Below are 17,329 nucleotides of genomic sequence, written 5' to 3'. Positions count from 1 at the left end.
GACGAATACATAACCGGCGTTGGCGGCGTGCTGACGGCGGAACAGCAGGGCGTTTACTGGATGATTTGCAGCCTGATCATGTCCGAAGGCGGCGCTATCGAGTTCAACGATCGGCGCCTAGCAGGCCTGTGTCGGACCCGCCCCGCAGACATTCGCCGTGTCGTGGCCGGCCTTGTGGAGGCTGGCAAAATCGTGAGGCAGAGCGACGGCAAACTGTGGCAGAAGCGTTCCCAAAGTGAAGTCGAAATGTCCCTGAAGCGCATCCAAAGTGCTGCTGAAAATGGGGCGAACGGTGGCCGACCGCCGAAGAAAGCTAAACAAAATCAGCAATCGCCGAAAGCGGACGGTTCTTTTTCCGAAAAACTAACTACCAACTACCAACTACCAACTGAAGTAAAAGAAGAACCTAACGGTTCTTCCAAAAAACGCGGTACCCGGCTTTCGCCCGAATGGTCTCTGCCCCTTGAGTGGCAGCAATGGGGGAAGGACAACGGTCTTTCGATCGCCGATATCCCGAGCGAAGCCGGCAAATTCCACGACTGGTTCATTTCCGTACCTGACAATCGCGGCGTAAAGGTCGACTGGGAAGCCACATGGCGGAACTGGGTGAGGAAGGCCGTCCAGGATCGCGCGGGCAAGAGGCGCGCCGGTAATGGCGATCTGACTAATTCAGCTCTGTTTGCTCGGGGCTAACCATGATCGACGTGGTAGGCGCTCTTTCGGAACACGGCATCCGCCTTCGGAACGATGCGGCAGGAAATCACAAGACCGTCTGCCCAGAGTGTTCTCACACTCGAAAGAAAAGGGGCGATCAATGCCTGTCTGTCACCATTGAGGCCGATGGGCGCGTGGTCTGGTTGTGTCACCACTGCGGCTGGTCAGGCGGAGCCGGCGGCCCTGAATATCGTCCCGTTCGCGAGAGGCGGACCTACAAGCGGCCGGTGAGGGTCGCGGACCCAATGCGACCAGATACGCTGGTCGCATGGTTCGAAAAGCGCGGGATCTCGAAACCTGTCGTTGAGCGCTTCAACGTTTACAAGACCAGGCAGTGGTTTCCGCAGACCGAAAAAGAAGAGGACTGCATAGCGTTCCCCTACGAGTGGGAGCAGGCGTTGCGCAACGTCAAATACCGTACCGCTGACAAGTTCTTCCGGCAGGAAAAAGACCCGGAGCCCGTTTTTTTCAATGCGGACAGCATCACCGAAGGCGCAGACCTAATCATCGCCGAAGGCGAGATTGACGTGATGTCGTTCATTGAGGCCGGCTTTGAAAGGGTGGTGTCTCTGCCAAATGGCGCGCCATCCGGACCGGAGAGCAGCGACAAGCGCTATGAGCCCTTTGCAACACATTGGGAGAAGCTGCAGAAGGTTTCACGCGTCCTGATCGCCAGCGACATGGATGGCCCCGGTGAGCAACTAGCGCAGGAAATAGCGCGGCGCATGGGCCGCGACCGCTGTTACCGGGTCAGCATGCCGGCGCTGGGTGATGTCCAGTGCAAAGACGCAAACGAATGCTTGCAAGACCACGGCGCCGAAGTCCTGCGCGAGTGTGTGGCAAGCTCGGAACCGTGGCCGATAGACGGGCTGCACGATGTCGAAAGCTTCGCGATCGAGGTAATGGACCTTTACCACGGCAAGGGGCCACAGCCGCTGTCGACCGGTTTTGCAGAAGTCGACAAGGCATTCAAATACATCCCCGGCCAATTCATCGCGGTGACCGGCATCCCCAATCACGGCAAATCGCGCGTGATCGACCAGATTGCGATTCAGACGGCGCGGCGGCGCGATGAGAAGTGGGCGATGTTCTCTCCGGAGACGGGCGAGGCAAATCACATTGCCGACTTGTGCGAAATCTTCGCCGGCAACCCGTTCTTCGCCGGGCCGACGCCGCGCCTGACAGAGCGCGAAGTGTCGGACGCGTTGCTTTGGCTGAACGAGCGAATTTTCCTGGTTGGAGCGGTCGAACATACCCCAACCGTCGACTGGTTGCTGGAGCGCGCTCGGGCTGCGGTTATTCGTTACGGCGTGACGAACATCGTTATTGACCCTTACAACGAACTGGAGGCGTCCAGGCCCGACAAACAGACGGAAACCGAGTTCGTTTCGCAGCTCATTTCCAAGTGCAAGAAATTCGGCAAGCACCATGGATGCACGGTCTGGATGGTCATCCACCCGACCAAGCTCCGCAGTAGCGATGACGGGAAAGACCCCGTTCCGGGCCTGTATGACCTGGCAGGCAGCGCGCACTGGCGGAACAAGGCTGACGCGGGTCTGGTCGTCTACCGCGACTACGAGAAAGACACAACATTCCTGATCGCGAAGAAAATCCGGCGCCAACCCATGTGCGGGCGGCCGGGGTCTGTGAAGCTGCAATTCATCGGCGCTGACAGGCGATTCCGGGATGTTGAGGGAAGTTTTCAACAATTAGGAGCCGAGCGGTGATGCCGAACAAGCATGAAAAAACCGAACGCCTGCCGTGGTCCGTTGAACAGGCCTTGCTTCAGCACCGTAACATCTACATGGCGGCACGCGAGGCCGTAATCGCCATCTGGGTCGAGATGCCAAACAAGACCTGGGATAGGATGAGGCCCGTTCTCGAGCAGTGGATTGCGGCCGGCAACATCGACCGGTCGGAAATGCGGCGCATCATCGACGAGGTGGATTATCTCCGCCGGGAATTCCCGCGAGCCCTGACGCTTTCCAATGACAACCAGGGGCGGCGCAATGACGGTCATTGAAGCGCCGGGCGGCGGGTGGATTGTGGTGTCTCGCGGCGAAACCTTGGCGGGACCATTCCCGACCAATGCGGAGGCTTGGCGCGCGGCCGATCGGCTGGAGGGCTCGCCCGTATCGCCGGCTGAAAAACGCGCTGACTGGATATCCACCAAGATCCTGTCGAGCGGCCGCGCGCCGGTCGTGCCGAAGCGCACCCGGCAGCAGAAGAAGCGCGCGGCCAAGAATCGGACGAGGAAGGACCGCAAGGCGAAGCGGATGCAGATCAACGCCGCCAAAGCTTCGGCATGGATTCGCTCGATAGCGGCAGCAAACTTCGACCCGAACGGGCTGCGGAAATATCGGCATGCGCAGCTCGGGACGTTTGGCGCTGCATCGGCCGTCCGTCACATCGACCCGGCCGAATATCTAGCGGCAAGCGAAGGAAGGCAAAAATGAGCCCCACGCAAAGCTTTGTTCACCAAGCTCTCGGCAACCAGTGGGCAGAAACCGAGAATGTCGGGGAAAGCCGGTCCGGCTTGGTCGTGGTCCACAGCGTGGGCTGCAACCAAATGGGCACGCACTCATGTCGAGGCGTCCCCGCTCAGGCTGAGCTGCGTAACAGGAAACCCTCAGTGGAACTGCTCAATCTCATTGCTGCAATAAGTGCCACCGATATCACCCCACGGATACCGACCACAGGAGAGCCAATTTGCGAGCGCGTCGATCCGGCAACGCTCTACGTCGATCACCAATATCAACGCCAGATCGGCGATCGGGGTCGAAAGCAGATTCGGAAAGTGATTCAGAACTTCTGCTGGACGAAATTCAAACCGCCGATCTGCGCCTACGCGGAGCACGAGGGGCAAACCATTCTGAAGGTTCTTGACGGGCAGCACACGGCAATCGCCGCCGCCAGCAATCCGCACATCGATCTCATCCCTGTCATGATCGTCGATGCTCCGGATACACAATCGCAAGCATCAGCATTCGTCGGGCAAAATACCCAGCGGCTCGGGATTACTGCGCTACAACTGCACCATTCCGCAGTTCTGGCTGGCTATGATGAAGCGCTTGATGTTGACCGCACGTGTCAGCGTGCCGGGGTCAAAATCCTAAAAAGCTTGCCTAAGACCGGAAAATATCAACCCGGCGACACCATCGCGATCGCGGCCATAAAGGGTCTGGTGTCGCGGCGCGAACCACTTGGAGCCAGGATTATCCTTGAGGTCCTGGCCAACGCTCATTTGGCTCCCATTACCGCAACTCATATCAAGGCGGCCGAGTACGTGATGACCGACAGTGAGATGTCGATCAAGCTCGACCCGGAAGATCTGACGAAGACGATAGGCGATCTGTACCTATCCGCCGAGGACGAAGCTCGGCTGATGGCCAAGACCTTGCGTACTTATGAGTGGAAAGCCCTCGGGTCCATCTGGTTTCGGAAGACGAAGAAGAAGCGACAGGTGATGCGCCTGGTGGCGTGAAATTCTGCGCCGTGTCGGAGCCGATCCGATGCGGCGCGAACTTTGGAAGGAAAGCAGTTGAACGCACAAACGAAAAACGTTTCGGGTGGCAAGCAGCTAGCCTGGCTTGCTGTCCAGACCAAGCCTGGCGGGGAATACCGGGCCATGACAGAGATGCAGCGTCTTGGGATCCCGGTCTACATGCCGCAATACCGGCACGAGTACCGGCACCATCGGACCAAGGCTTGGCTGGTGAAGAACTTCCCACTGTTCCTCGGCTACGTCTTCACGCCTGCGCACGACGTGAAGTGGGGCGCGCTCAATAGCTGTGATGGGCTGATGCGCAACGGCGTGCTCTGCGACATCGAGGGAAAGCCGGTCCCCATACCTGGAGACGACATCAGGGCCATTCGCGACGCAGAGGAAAAAGGCGTGTTCGACAAGATGCGCGATCACGGCCTGCGGATCAAAGTCGGTGAAGGCGTCACGGTCTTGGACGGTGCTTTTGCTGGTGTTGACGCTGAGATGGTGAAAGCGCGTAGCGTCAACAGCGTCCGCGTTCTATTGAATATGTTCGGCGGCAAGGTTGTTGCCAGTGGACCTGTTGCAAAAATCCAGAAAAAGGAATAGAGTCCTACAAACTGATTTGGCGATACGCCTGTCTGCGCGGGGCTTTGAAGTCACCAGCCGGGGCGATGAGGGGCAAAATCGCCGCCCCAACCCCCGACGAAGTTATGGTCAAAACGGTTGAGGGCATTGGCTGATTTTGCACTTACCTTGCACGGTCGGGCCGCGTTGTTCGATGAATGTGGGATTCTCGCGCCAATCTGACGTCGCCCTGAACGCCTTTTGAGCTTCCGGTGACATCGCGAGTTCAGAAAAATAAAGCGCATCTACGGCTTGTGGCTCGGCGATCTCAGCGACCTTGTGGCTCCCATCCGGATACACAACGGTTGCTACAAGCTTGACCACTTGCCCTCGGTCAGTCCTGGCTTTGATTTTACCCCCCAAGACAAAGGACTTCAAGGCGAAGGCGCTGCCGTCGGTTGGCATTGGCTCCGGCTTGCCGCCGGCCAGTGTGATCGCGTCAAGCACTTCTTGATGGGAATTGCCGACTAGCTGGCTCAGGCCACCAAACTTAAGACGCGAGTGAATTCCATCCGCGATTTCTGATTGGCTAACTGGGTACGGTCCTGAGGCTTCTTTCGCATTTATCCATATCGGCACATTGGAACGCGACCGAAATTTGACCAGCGTTTTAAGTTCTGTTTGCACGAGGGCGACGACGTCATCGAGGGTTTCCATGGCATAGTAGTCGACACCAGCGTCGATCCGCGTGATCCCAGGCAACGAGCGCTTAAATGCAGGCTGATCAGCCTCAATTGTATTCCTGATGCGAAGAATGGAACTGGGATTTACAGTAAATTTCTTCCCGTCTTTTCGCGTGAAAGTAAGCACTAAAACCTCCCCCTGTTGGCCTAAATGAAACTTGCTCAGCCAAGCAGAGAACAGCCCTAGTAGCAATAGGGCCCTTCAGGCTGTCATGCTCGTGAATCCAATAACGACCCGTCGTAACGCCATCGTGAACTTCAGCGTACTCGGCGCTTGCCATCTAACCCCAGCATGGAGAACCACCATGACCACGCGCTACGCAACCATCATCACCGACGATGCCGGCGAGGAGATCGTCTCCAGCATCGGTCAATTCGAAGGCGGCCCGCCCAACATCCGCACCGGCAAGGCTGAACAGGTCGCCGACGGGGTGCTGATCGGCATGGTTCGCGGCGGTCCTGTCGATCCAGTCGACGGGTTCGGCTTCCCCGATGGCGCTCCCGGTGCGTCTGGCCGCGCTGTCGGAATCGCCAAGGCGAACGAAGCAGCAGAGCGGCACGCTAAGTCGGTGAAGTCCGGCAAGCGTGGTGGCAAGGCGAAGGATGCCGCGCCTGTCGATGAGACGATCGATCCCGATGCCAAAACCGACGCGTAAGGGAACGAAGCCGAGATCCTCCGAAAAGGTCGCGGCTTCACCTCCTGTCTCCAACATGCCAGCACCCAAGGGCAACGACTTCTGGAAGGCGCGAAGCACCCATGGGCGCAAGCCGATCTTCGCTACGCCTGACGATCTGTGGACTGCTGCGGTCGAGTATTTCGAATGGGTCGATGCGCACCCGCTCTATGAGGCCAAGCCGTTCGCGTACCAGGGCGATGTGAGTATCGCGACCATTGCCAAGATGCGCGCGATGACTATCACCGGCCTCTGCATCTTCCTCGATATCAGTCAGCAGGCTTGGTCGGAATACAAGCAGCGCGATGGTTTTGGTGAGATCACGACGCGCGTGGACGAAATCATCCGCACCCAGAAGTTCGAAGGCGCCTCCGCAGATCTACTCAACGCCAACATCATTGCTCGTGATCTCGGCCTCGCGGATAAGTCGGAATTGAACGTCGCCGGCTCGCTTCACACGATGTCTGGAGACGCCCTTGATGCTCGCATCGCTCTCTTACTCGAAGAAGGTCGAACTGGCGCAGCTCCTGGAGGAGCAGGCAAGGCGGAAGAGCCGGAATAGGCTGCTGCGGTATCAGCCCTACACCAAGCAGGCATCCTTTCACGCGGCCGGCTCGACCAATCGGGAACGGTTGTTCATGGCCGGCAACCAGCTCGGCAAGACGCTGGCCGGGGGCGCTGAATGGGCGATGCACCTGACTGGCCGATACCCGGACTGGTGGGAAGGCAAGGTGTTCCCCAAGCCGGTTGCTATGTGGGCGGCCGGACTGACCGGCGAATCCACCCGCGACACGGTCCAGAAGATGCTGGTCGGGCAACCTGAGCGGAAAGACGCTTGGGGAACAGGAATGATCCCCGGCGACGCGTTCGCGGAAACCTATCTGGCTCGCGGCATCCCGAACGCGCTCGACAGCATCGTGATCAAGCATGGTGGTGGCGGCGACGTCCAGGCAGGTCGAAGCATTCTCGGTTTCAAGTCCTACGAGAAGGGCCGGGAGAAGTGGCAGGGGCCGACGCTGGACGGCGTGTGGTTCGATGAAGAGCCTCCGCCCGACATCTACAGCGAAGGCCTGACGCGCACGAACGCGACAGGCGGTATCACGATGATCACCTTCACGCCGCTGCTCGGGATGTCTGAGGTGGTGCTGATGTTCCTCACATCAGACCAAGTGAACAGCATGGTGAAGGGGTGATCATTCCGGTCCAATCGGACTATCGGCTGCCGAAGTGTTGTGCCAACTGTCGATTGCCTCGCAAAGCGAAAATCGAAATGGGCAGGAAAATAGCGGGGCAGACTCGCCGTCTGGTATGAAATCGTAAAAGGCGTCTGACTCATCAGTCCGCCATGTGCCCACATATTCACCGTCTGCGGTCACGACTGATCCGTCGTCAAGCAAGTTGATCTTGTATCGCATCGCCGATGTTTGCCCGATTGCATGGGTACGTCCTCGTTGGATAGCGGTTTGGCGACACCAGTCAACTGAAGCCGTTCAAGCGACGAACTGCGGGATAAATTAGCATGAGCCGCCACGTCACCTTCATGACCATCGACGATGCCGAGCACTACACGCCGGAGCAACGCGCGGAGATCATAGCCGCCTATCCTGAACATGAGCGTGAAGCGCGGGCCAAAGGTATCCCCGTGCTGGGTTCCGGTCGCATCTTCCCCGTAGGAGAAGAGACCATTTCCTGCGAGCCGTTCCGACTCCCGCGCTACTGGCCGCGCATTGGTGCTCTCGACTTTGGATGGGACCATCCCTCGGCCGCCGTTGAACTGGCGTGGGATACGGAAGCCGACATCGTCTATGTCTCGAAGGCGCATCGAGCATCGCAGCAGACTCCAGCCATGCAGGCGATCGCTCTGAAGCCGTGGGGATCATGGTTGCCGTGGTCCTGGCCTCGGGATGGTCGACGGGAAACCCTGGAAGGCGCCGGCATAGCGCTGGCAAACCAGTATCGCACCCATGGGCTCAACATGCTCGGGACACATGCGCAATTCCCAGACGGGCCGGTCTCGGTTGAGGCTGGCCTGATGGAGATGCTGGATCGGATGCAGTCCGGCCGCTTCAAGGTCTTCTCAACCTTGGTCGAGTGGTTTGAAGAATTCAGATTGTACCACCGCAAGGACGGGCAAGTCGTCAAGCTACGGGACGATCTAATGTCGGCGACACGCTACGGCGTCATGATGCTGCGAGAGGCTGTTATCGATCCTGCAGAGTTCGCTGCAGTGAAGCGCGACAGGAAGCAATCCGATCCACTGGCGGCATTCCGATGACCGAGTTCGTGCAACGTCTGGACAAACGGACGGGTGATTACATCAAGATCGAGGTGCGGTCCGGTCTAGTGATCGGTGATCCGCAGAAGCGCAAGTTTCCCGATGCCGACGAGATCGAGCCAATCGAGATCGAGGAGCGCCGTGCTTCGTACCCTGATCCGCTGGGAGATTACCGGTAAAAGAAAACCCGCGGACGGCACGCCCGCAGGTTTCTTGTACGTGAGCGGTTTTCGGGATTTACTGCTCTGACGCGGCGCGATCGCCGCAACGTGATCCATCGGATGCAGTGTCGGACGGAACGTTGCAGGGACCAGCGAGCGCCGCGTTGCCTGCCGTAATTGCCAACAATATGGCCAAGAAAAATACCTTCATCTCTATCTCCCAAGCCCAATAATTTAGGCGGAAAACTTAAGCACTACTTCGTTTGAAAAAGCAAACAGAGTAGCGACGCCTGTTTCTATGGGTCACACTGAAAGCTCAAAGCATGACGGTCCGCATCATCGGCGGCAATCTTCGCGATCTGTCCTACATCGCTGCGAACCTGCGGCCGGAAGATCGGGCAGAGATAGACTGTCAGCTACACGACTGGACGCCGGCAACGCTGGCGCTGCATGCGCTGCAAGGTCCGGCCTATGTGGTCGAGCTTGACGGCAATCCGGAAGCGGCATTCGGCGCGGCAGAACTGCGTAGCGGCCTCTGGATCGCCTGGTCGTGGGGTACTCGGCGCATGAAGCGCTGTGTACCTCGGATCACGAAGTTCTTCTGGGAAGTGCTCGGGCCTGACGTGGCCGCACAAGGCGCCTGGCGAGTCGAGGCAAGAGCGCTGGCGTCGAACGACCTGGCTTTGCGTTGGCTTCGTCGCCTCGGCGCAACTGAACGCTGCTGCCTGCCTGCATTTGGCAAGAACGGCGAAGACTTCATCCTGTTCGATTGGACGAGAGAGACCTGGAACCATGTGCCTTTTCAACAAACCGCCGGAACTGAAGCCGCTGCCGCCGACACCGACGGCGACCGATGCCGACGTGCAGAAGCGTGAAGAGGCTATGCGCCTGGCTCTCGCTTCCAAGACTGACACGGCGTCGACCGTGAAGACTGATCTCGCGCCATCTGCCTTGGTTGGACAGAAGCGCGTGCTGCTGGGCGTCTGATCATGCGCGCCATGAAACGTGTGTTTCGCAATCGCGCCGGGTTTTCTTGGTGGTTCTGGCGCCGTGTCGCCGCACGGCTGAAGAGGATTGCATGACCGACAACCGTGCTCGCGACGTCCTCTCTCGCCAGTCGGAACTCGAGACTGAGCGCGCCCACTACGAAGGCGTCTGGGAACAGGTCGCGGAATTCTGCGATCCTGATGCACCCGACATCTTCGTAAGTAGGTCCAGCCGCTCGCTGGAATCGCAGGCTGAACGCAGCGAGCGTCGCGGCAGTCGTGTCTATGCGACCACGATCAATAGCGCTCAAACCGCCTGGCCGCTGGTCTGGAGAGCCTGATCATTCCGCAGTCCGAAAAGTGGCATGGCCTCTCTACGGCGGCGATGGATGACGAAGAGACTGACGAGGAGAAGAAGTGGGCTGAGAGCCTGCGGGATTTCCTGTTCTCGCTGCGCTACTCGGCGAACTCGAACTTCGTGCCGGCGACGCAAGCCTGCCTGCGCAACGTGGTTCGCTATGGTCCGGCCTATCTCTACGCCGAAGAGGGTTTTGGCACGACGATGGTGCGGTATGCCTCCATCCCGGTGATCGAAGGCTATATCAGCCGCAACCGGTGGGGACAGGTCGATACCTTCCATCGCCGGTATGAACGGACGGCACGACAGACTGCGCAGATGCTCGACTATGAGAAGCTCCCGGCCAAGATCAAGGCGCTGGTTGATGATCCGACCAAGTGGGACACCAAGATTTCTCTGATCCACTGCATCAAGCCCCGCGACGAGCGCCGGATGTACCGCATCGGTGGTCAGATGGACTATCTCGATACTGCCTTTGCCTCGTACCACGTCATCGAAGAGGAAGAGGTGATCGCGAAGGAGAGCGGGTTCCGCACCTTCCCGGTGGCGACGTTCAACTGGCGTCGATACGAGGGCGATCCCTACGGCATCTCGCCGACAATCGAGGCTCTGACCACGGTCCGTGAAGAGAACGCCGTCCGCCGATCGGGCCTGCGCGCGTTACAGCAGATCACTGATCCGGCGACCGCTTCGAAAGCCCGCATGGATGATGTGCCGGTTCTCAATCCTGGCGAAAACTATCCCGGTCTGATGAGTGATTCCGGGCAGATCCAAATCGCCCCGATCAACACCGGCGCAAACCCGAGCTATGCCTTCGACTATGCACAGACACGGGCTGATGAAATTCGCGACATGATGTTCGTGAACTTGTTTCAGACGCTCGTTCAAAACCCACAGATGACGGCGACCGAAGCGCTGATCCGCCAAGAGGAGAAAGGCGCGCTGCTCGGCCCATCCGGTTCGATCATTCAATCTGGCTTCGCCACGAACCTCGATCGCGAACTCGGCATCCTGGAAGACAAGGGACTCTACGATCAGGACAGCCGGTTCTTGCCGCCAGCAAGCTTGGCCGGCAAGTCGGTTCGGCCGACGTTCACGGGTCCGCTTGATGTGCTGCGCCGTTCGGCTGAGGCCCGCGACACCATTCAAGTCGTCACCACCGCCATGCAGATGGCTCAGTTCGACCCGGATGTGATGGACAACATCGACAGCGACGAGGCGATCAAGATCGTGCAGAGCGCTGGCCGCAGCCCGGCTCGCTTGTTCCGGTCGGCAGATGACATCGCCGCTCGTCGTGATGCGAAGGCCAAGCAACAGCAGGCACAAGCCGGCGCCGCTGCAATGGCCGCTGCCGGCAAGGTTGCGAAGGACGCTGTGCCGGCCGCAGTGCAGGCGCGTGATAGCGGGCTGCTCGACGGCCTCAATGGGCTCATGCCGCAGGACAACGCATGAGCAAGCCCAAGACGTTCAATCGTGCCGGCCTAGCTGGTGGACCGGCAAAGGCGCAAGACGCACTGACCAAGGCTTACCTGCGCGTCTTCACCGGGGCTGATGGCGAGATGGTCCTTGCGGATCTGGTCGACAAGGCGGGCTACTACCGCCGGCCGAACTATCACGACTGGATGGCACGCACCAAGACGCCGGCCGGCTTCGAACTCCATAGCGCTCTGTCGAACGCTCGGGCCGAAGTCGTGCAGCACATCATGGATTTTCTCACGCTGGACGATGATCAGCGGATCGCCTTGGAACGGGCGGCGAGGCTCGAAGGCCAGCGATAGGTTTGCCCGCGGCGGGTTCAGCCGAAATCTTCCCAAGAATGAGGATACGACAATGACACGTGGACTTCCGCGTACCCTTTCGCGCGCCGCTGCTCGCGCGGCCGGTCTCGCTCCTCCGGTTGCCGGCCTAAAGGCTGTCACCACCGGCGCGGGCGGTGCCTTCAAGACGGTGTTCACCTTCAACGCCATGCAAGTGCCGGTAACTGACGCGCTGGCCTATGCCGCGCAGAAGATCTTCGATTGCCTGGATGGCAAGGTCCGCGTGAAGGGCGGCACCGCGAGGATGCAGTTCGCCGTGCTCGGTGCTCGCGCCAGCACGATCAACGACAATGCGTCCCTGACGTGGGGGCTGGGAACCGTGGCTGCATCCAGCATCACGCTGGCGGGCACCATGCAGAACATCATCGCGGTGACCACGCGCACGCTGGAGGGTGCCACGACGGCGCTGTCGACGGCATCTACCGCCGATGTTGTCGCCGCCGCCACGTTCGATGGCACTACCACGCCGGTGGATATCTTCCTGAACCTGGCATTCGCCACGAACACGGACATCGACGCCGACGGCGTGCTGGCGATCACCGGCACCATCACTCTGCTCTGGGAGAACTGGGGCGACAACGTTTAACCACCCTGCGGCTGGGTGAGCCGTTCAATCGAAGGAACAATCGGTCATGACAGATACGGCAGAAACTGGGTCCGTGGTGGTGGATGCACCTCCGGCGGGCAACCTGGAAAAGCCAGCGACGACGGTAGAGAACGGGTCCGCTACCGAAGGCGCCAAGAGTTGGTTTGACGGTCTTTCCGAAGGCAACCGCAAGCTCGCTGACAACAAGGGCTGGACCAAGCCAGAAGGCGGCATTGAAAAGGTGCTGACCTCCTATGCGGAACTCGAACGTATGCAGGGTGAAAGCCTGCGCGTTCCCGCAGCCGACGCACCGAAGGAGGAGTGGGAGAAATTCAACTCCAAACTTCCCGAGACCATGCGGCCGGTGACATCGCCCGAAAAGGTCGAGTACACGCGCCCGGAAGGGCTCCCTGCTGATCTACCCTACGATGAAGCGCTGGCGACTGCGTCCAAGACCTGGGCGGCTGAAGCCGGCGCCACTCCCAAGGTGGCACAGGCCTATCACGACAAATTCGTAGGCTACATGGCCGACCAGGTGAAGGCGCACCAAACCGCCGTCGCCGCATCGGTGGAGGCAACCCACGAAGATCTTGTGAAGGACTGGGGACCGAAAGACAGCGAAGGCTTCAAGCAGAAGCACGAACTGGCGAACCGGGCAGCCAAGAAGCTCGATCTAGTCGACGCCTTCAAGGAGGCGGGAATTCTGCTGCCCGACGGCGCGCTGACCAAGTCCAAGGTCGCGCGCGCTCTGTCGGCAGTGGGCGAAGCGATGTTCAAGGAAGACACGATTGACAATGACGCCTCTCGTGGCGGGGATAACCCGTTCAAGAAGGACGCCAGCGGCGGTCGCAACATCTCGGCGATTTCGGCCCTTGTGAAAAGCGACCCCGAACGCGCGAAGCGGCTTGCCCGCGAGGCCGGTGAAAACCCGGATCTCTGGGTGTCCAGCCATCCCCTGTGAGGGATCGACACCGCACCGCATTGCTAAAGGAATGAAATAAAATGGCAGACGCTTACACCCGCATCGCGGACTCAATCGTTCCGTCCGTTTATGCCCAGTACTCGTTCGAGGAGCACGTCCAGTCCCTCGAAATCTACCAGGCCGGTATCCTCTACAACGATCCCGCAATCTCGGCGAAGTTGAGCCTGGGCGGTCGTTCGGTCGACATGCCTGGTTGGAAGGATCTCGGCAACGATCCCTCGGAACCCGTCAATGACGATCCGACCGACAGCATCGAGATGAAGAAGATCGGTTCGCGCCGTGAAGTCGCGGCCCGCAACGTGCGTGCGCAGGCCTGGGGTATTCCGGACCTGACCAGCATCCTCGCCGGTTCCGATCCGCAGAAGCTGATCGTCCAGCGTCAGACCGACTATTGGCAGCGCGCCAACAAGCTGACGCTGGTCAGCATCCTGAAGGGCGTGATCGCTGACAACGTCGCCAACGATGCCGGCGACCTCGTCCGCGTGACCGGTGCCTCGATTGTCGACACCGACATCATCGAAGCGGCGTACCTGATGGGTGATCGTGCCGACAAGTTCAAGACGATCTGGATGCATTCGAAGCAGATGAAAGCTCTCAAGCTGGCTGATCTGATCGACTATGTCCCGTCGTCCCAGCAGGGCGGCCCGCTGATCCCGTACTACATGAACCTGCGCGTGGTGGTCGACGATGACATCCCGGTGGCGACCGGCGTCTACACGGCGTTCATGTTCAAGGACAAGGCGATCATGTGGAACGAACTTCCGGTGAACACGGAAGGCGGTCCGCTGGAGTTCGATCGCAAGCCTCGCCAGGCTCATGGTGGCGGCGTCACCGAAATGGTCGGCCGCCGGCATTTTGTCCCGCATGTGCCCGGCACCCGCTTCCTCGACGCCTCCTCGGCCGGCGAGTTCGCCACCGATGCGGAGCTGGCACTGGCGGCGAACTGGGACCGCACTGCGACGAGCGTCAAAAACATGACGTTCATCGCTTTAAAGACCACCGAGGCCTGATCGGGTCTGGGAACTGAAAAAACCGGGCGGGCGGCTTCGGCTGCTCGCCCTTTTGTCGTGAGGACAATGATGATCACCAGCAAGCGTAATCCCGCCGAAACCCGCAAAGAGGCGGTGCGCAGACAGTTCCGGGAGCAAGCCGAACGGCTCAATCCCAGCCCCTTCATACAGGTACTCAATTCGCGCGGCCTGCCGAAGAAGCCGGCTCGCCATACGAGCCTGAAGGTCTGACCTTATGGCCCTCACGGAACTCGACATCGCGAATATGGCGCTGGCCGTGCTGGACGAGTCGCCGATCGATAGCCTCGACCAGGACATCAAAGCCGCGCGCATGCTCAACCTCCATTTCAACCAGACGCGTGAAGCCGAGTTGACAAAGTATGCGTGGGTCTTTGCGATCTTGCGCGCCACAGTGACTGGTGCTGATACCGGCTCGGGCGACCGCACTCTCAATTGGTCCTATGAGCTTCCAGCCGATTGCCTGCGGCCGCTCCCGCTCACCCATAACGGCGAGCCCGATGGCGTGGCGATCTCGTGGCGCCAAGAGGCCGGCGTGATCTACTCCGATCGCGCGGGGCCGCTGATCATCCGCTATGTGGGAAACCTGACTGATCCGAATGACTGGGATGCACTGTTCACGGAAGTCCTCGTCGGCGCGCTGGCGATCAAGATTGCCCATCCGATCACCCACAAGGCGAACATGATCGACATAGCCCGCAACGGCTACGACAGGGCCGTGGACGCAGCTTTCGCCTCGCAGGCCGTCCAGCGCGGCGCGCGGCAGTCAACGTCCTCCTGGGCCTATCAACGCGGCGACAACAGGGCCGTTCGCTGATGGCAACGCTCTACCCAATCCAGGACACCTTCGTTCGCGGCGAAATCAGCCCGCGCCTGCACGCTCGCGCCACCCTCGATCTCTACAGGGCGGCTCTGTCGCGGTGTACGAACCTCGTGACCCTTCCGCATGGCGGCATCCGCAAGCGTGGTGGCACATACTTCGTCAATGAGGTGAAAACCTCGGCGAAGAAGACGCGGATGATTCCTTTCATCTTCTCGGCCGATCAAGCCTATGCGCTTGAATTTGGCGATCAATACATTCGGGTCTTTGCCTATGGCGCCCGCGTCGGCACGGTTGAGGTAGCGTCACCATACCTTGAAGCCGATCTGTTCGACCTGACCTATGTCCAGTCGGCTGATCAGATGTGGATCACTCATCGGGATTATCCACCAAAGGTGATAACACGCACGGCGCACACGACTTGGACGCTGGAACAATTCGAGTTTCTCGACGGCCCCTATGATCCGGTCAATGACACAGCAACGACGCTGACGCCTTCCGATACCGGGCATCTGACGCCACAAATGACCAGCAACACGACGCCTTCCGGCACCGCTTCCACAGGCAGCGGCAGCGCTTCTGCCTGGCAGATGTTCGACCGCGACAAGACGCAGGATATCGAAATTGCGAGCGGCGGCGACGGCTACATCCGGTTCCGCAATGCCGGCGGCGTGCAGCACGTGGTCGATGCTTACTGGATCACCACGTCAAAGGTGGCAACTGGCGATTATGATTTCTTTACTGCTTGGGAATTGCAGGGGTCGAATGATGGCACCAACTGGGTAACTCTCGACACGCGTACAGGCGAACTCGGCTGGGGTAATGGCGAGACCCGCTTCTACGACTTCACAAACAAATCGGCGTTCGAATACCATCAGTTGGTGTTCAGCGGCGGCGGCGGCGACGATGCCGTTGTCACCGTCTCGGCCGAATTGGCGATGCATATCGCCGCTTTCGATCAGACGCCATTCGATGTCACGGCGTCCTCAATCATCGGCATCAATAACGACACCGGATTTCAGGTCTCTGATGTCGGTCGTTCCATTCGCCTCCTCGGAGCTGATGGCATCTGGCGCTGGGCCAAGATCACCAGCCGGACCAGCACCACGGTGGTCAAGGTCATACTCTATGGGCATGCGCTGCCGAACATGAACCCGATCACACGCTGGCGGCTTGGTACCTTCGTGCCCGGCAGGTACGTCGAAAGCGGGTCGCTCTATGAGGAGCGGCTGGCCTTCAGCCGGAAATTCTCCGTCTATGCCTCGGCCACCGGCGACTTCGACAATTTCGCACTCGGCGAGGAAGACGACGACGCGCTGGAGTTCGTCCAGGCCGGCGGCGGCCAGGCCAACGACATCGTATGGATCGCCGACAGCGACGGCGCGCTTTTGATCGGCACCAGCGGTGGCATCCGCGCGCTTTCGGGCTCTGGCATAGACGAGGCGTTGACGCCGTCCTCGTTCAAGAACAGGCGCTCGCGCACCTTCGGCTGCGGCCGCATCCGCCCAGTCGATGCTGGTCAGTCGTTCCTCTATGTGACGCGGTCGGGCAAGTCGATCGCGGAGCTCACTGAAACCCAGCCCGGTCGGTTCGCTTCAGATGATATCGGGCAGGTATCGGAACACATTCCGAAGAAGGGCGTGGTCGAGCTCGCCTTCCAAAGCGACCCTGATCCAGTTCTGTGGTTCCCCACTGCCGACGGGCAGCTTGGCGGATACACGCACCAGCCTTCACAGGACGTGCGAGGGATGCACATCCACCGCTTCGGCGGCACGTCCACCGGTTCCGACTGGGCGGTTGTGGAAAGTGCCATCGTGACGCCTGGCCAAGACGGCAACGACGATCTCTGGCTTGTCGTCAAGCGTACGATCGGCGGCCTCACGAAGCGCCTTATCGAGATCAAGACCGCGCCCTTCGAATACGGCACGATCAACGACGCTTTCGAAGTCGACTGCGGGTTGCAATATTCCGGCATTGCCGTGAACGCTGTTTCCGGACTCGCTCACCTCAACGGGCAGACTGTCGACGCTTTGGCTGACGGCAAGGTCTACAGGGCTCTTACCGTCTCGGCGGGTGCTGTCTCGCTGCCGGGCGGTGCCACGGCGTCTAAATGGGCTGTGGGTCTGCCCTATGA

22 protein-coding genes are annotated in these 17,329 nt (G+C 59.7%); 21 read left to right on the top strand and 1 reads right to left on the bottom strand.

Going from position 1 to position 17,329, the window contains the following annotated elements; all coding sequences use genetic code 11:
* The 6 genes from EN750_RS01915 to EN750_RS01890 form a co-directional block, all read left to right on the top strand.
* The coding region (locus tag EN750_RS01915; RefSeq protein ID WP_127395470.1) for a DUF1376 domain-containing protein at positions 1-693 on the top strand (693 nt) is incomplete at its 5' end.
* A gap of 2 nt (positions 694-695) precedes the next feature.
* Positions 696-2,441, top strand: coding sequence for a bifunctional DNA primase/helicase (locus EN750_RS01910; RefSeq protein WP_127395469.1), 1,746 nt, complete (start codon positions 696-698; stop codon positions 2,439-2,441).
* A complete protein-coding gene (locus EN750_RS01905) occupies positions 2,438-2,737 on the top strand; it encodes a hypothetical protein (protein WP_145967363.1) in 300 nt (99 codons plus the stop codon). Before EN750_RS01910 ends, EN750_RS01905 begins: the two co-directional genes overlap by 4 nt.
* Positions 2,724-3,170 (top strand): hypothetical protein, encoded by a 447-nt coding sequence (locus EN750_RS39120; protein ID WP_145967361.1) that lies wholly within the window; start codon positions 2,724-2,726, stop codon positions 3,168-3,170. The genes EN750_RS01905 and EN750_RS39120 overlap by 14 nt, the downstream gene beginning before the upstream one ends.
* 176 nt (positions 3,171-3,346) lie before the next feature.
* Positions 3,347-4,198, top strand: coding sequence for a hypothetical protein (locus EN750_RS01895; RefSeq protein WP_127395466.1), 852 nt, complete (start codon positions 3,347-3,349; stop codon positions 4,196-4,198).
* Positions 4,199-4,255: 57 nt separating this feature from the next.
* On the top strand, positions 4,256-4,807 hold the full coding sequence (locus EN750_RS01890; RefSeq protein WP_127395465.1) for a transcription termination/antitermination NusG family protein: 552 nt from the start codon (positions 4,256-4,258) through the stop codon (positions 4,805-4,807).
* Between the two features lie 108 nt (positions 4,808-4,915).
* Here EN750_RS01890 and EN750_RS01885 read toward each other — a convergent pair whose 3' ends face one another.
* Positions 4,916-5,635, bottom strand: a complete 720-nt coding sequence (locus EN750_RS01885) for a hypothetical protein (RefSeq protein ID WP_127395464.1) — start codon at positions 5,633-5,635, stop codon at positions 4,916-4,918.
* A gap of 178 nt (positions 5,636-5,813) precedes the next feature.
* On the opposite strand from EN750_RS01885, the gene EN750_RS40365 reads away from it, so the two are divergent.
* From EN750_RS40365 to EN750_RS01820, 15 genes are all read left to right on the top strand, one after another.
* Positions 5,814-6,164, top strand: a complete 351-nt coding sequence (locus EN750_RS40365) for a hypothetical protein (protein ID WP_245482573.1) — start codon at positions 5,814-5,816, stop codon at positions 6,162-6,164.
* Positions 6,112-6,744 carry a DNA-packaging protein gene (locus tag EN750_RS01875; RefSeq protein WP_245482571.1) on the top strand — a complete coding sequence of 211 codons (633 nt, stop codon included), beginning with the start codon at positions 6,112-6,114 and terminating at the stop codon, positions 6,742-6,744. The genes EN750_RS40365 and EN750_RS01875 overlap by 53 nt, the downstream gene beginning before the upstream one ends.
* Complete coding sequence (locus EN750_RS01870; RefSeq protein WP_127395463.1) at positions 6,662-7,375, top strand: terminase family protein; 714 nt, start codon at positions 6,662-6,664, stop codon at positions 7,373-7,375. The genes EN750_RS01875 and EN750_RS01870 overlap by 83 nt, the downstream gene beginning before the upstream one ends.
* A gap of 326 nt (positions 7,376-7,701) precedes the next feature.
* Positions 7,702-8,457, top strand: a complete 756-nt coding sequence (locus EN750_RS01865; protein WP_127395462.1) for a terminase family protein — start codon at positions 7,702-7,704, stop codon at positions 8,455-8,457.
* On the top strand, positions 8,454-8,636 hold the full coding sequence (locus tag EN750_RS01860; protein WP_127395461.1) for a hypothetical protein: 183 nt from the start codon (positions 8,454-8,456) through the stop codon (positions 8,634-8,636). The genes EN750_RS01865 and EN750_RS01860 overlap by 4 nt, the downstream gene beginning before the upstream one ends.
* Positions 8,637-8,941: 305 nt before the next feature.
* Positions 8,942-9,493, top strand: a complete 552-nt coding sequence (locus EN750_RS01855; protein ID WP_127395460.1) for a hypothetical protein — start codon at positions 8,942-8,944, stop codon at positions 9,491-9,493.
* A 203-nt stretch (positions 9,494-9,696) separates the two neighbouring features.
* The gene (locus tag EN750_RS40360) at positions 9,697-9,945 is read left to right on the top strand and encodes a hypothetical protein (RefSeq protein WP_245482569.1); all 249 of its coding nucleotides are present in this window, start codon (positions 9,697-9,699) and stop codon (positions 9,943-9,945) included.
* Positions 9,921-11,414 carry a portal protein gene (locus EN750_RS01850; RefSeq protein WP_348629576.1) on the top strand — a complete coding sequence of 498 codons (1,494 nt, stop codon included), beginning with the start codon at positions 9,921-9,923 and terminating at the stop codon, positions 11,412-11,414. Before EN750_RS40360 ends, EN750_RS01850 begins: the two co-directional genes overlap by 25 nt.
* Positions 11,411-11,740, top strand: coding sequence for a hypothetical protein (locus EN750_RS01845; RefSeq protein WP_127395459.1), 330 nt, complete (start codon positions 11,411-11,413; stop codon positions 11,738-11,740). The genes EN750_RS01850 and EN750_RS01845 overlap by 4 nt, the downstream gene beginning before the upstream one ends.
* A 52-nt stretch (positions 11,741-11,792) precedes the next feature.
* Complete coding sequence (locus EN750_RS01840; RefSeq protein ID WP_127395458.1) at positions 11,793-12,365, top strand: hypothetical protein; 573 nt, start codon at positions 11,793-11,795, stop codon at positions 12,363-12,365.
* A 46-nt stretch (positions 12,366-12,411) separates the two neighbouring features.
* The gene (locus EN750_RS01835; protein WP_127395457.1) at positions 12,412-13,326 is read left to right on the top strand and encodes a hypothetical protein; all 915 of its coding nucleotides are present in this window, start codon (positions 12,412-12,414) and stop codon (positions 13,324-13,326) included.
* A gap of 41 nt (positions 13,327-13,367) precedes the next feature.
* Entirely contained in the window at positions 13,368-14,357 is a 990-nt protein-coding gene (locus EN750_RS01830) for a Coat protein (protein ID WP_127395456.1), read from the top strand.
* Between the two features lie 69 nt (positions 14,358-14,426).
* A complete protein-coding gene (locus EN750_RS39265) occupies positions 14,427-14,588 on the top strand; it encodes a hypothetical protein (RefSeq protein WP_189525997.1) in 162 nt (53 codons plus the stop codon).
* Between the two features lie 4 nt (positions 14,589-14,592).
* Positions 14,593-15,192, top strand: coding sequence for a hypothetical protein (locus EN750_RS01825; protein ID WP_127395455.1), 600 nt, complete (start codon positions 14,593-14,595; stop codon positions 15,190-15,192).
* Positions 15,192-17,329, top strand: a 2,138-nt coding sequence (locus EN750_RS01820) for a hypothetical protein (RefSeq protein WP_127395454.1), incomplete at its 3' end; no start/stop codon positions are given. The genes EN750_RS01825 and EN750_RS01820, both read left to right, overlap by 1 nt.

This window comes from Mesorhizobium sp. M7A.F.Ca.ET.027.03.2.1, from assembly GCF_003999175.1.
Taxonomy (GTDB): domain Bacteria; phylum Pseudomonadota; class Alphaproteobacteria; order Rhizobiales; family Rhizobiaceae; genus Mesorhizobium.
This window is presented reverse-complemented; position numbering and strand designations above follow the sequence as displayed.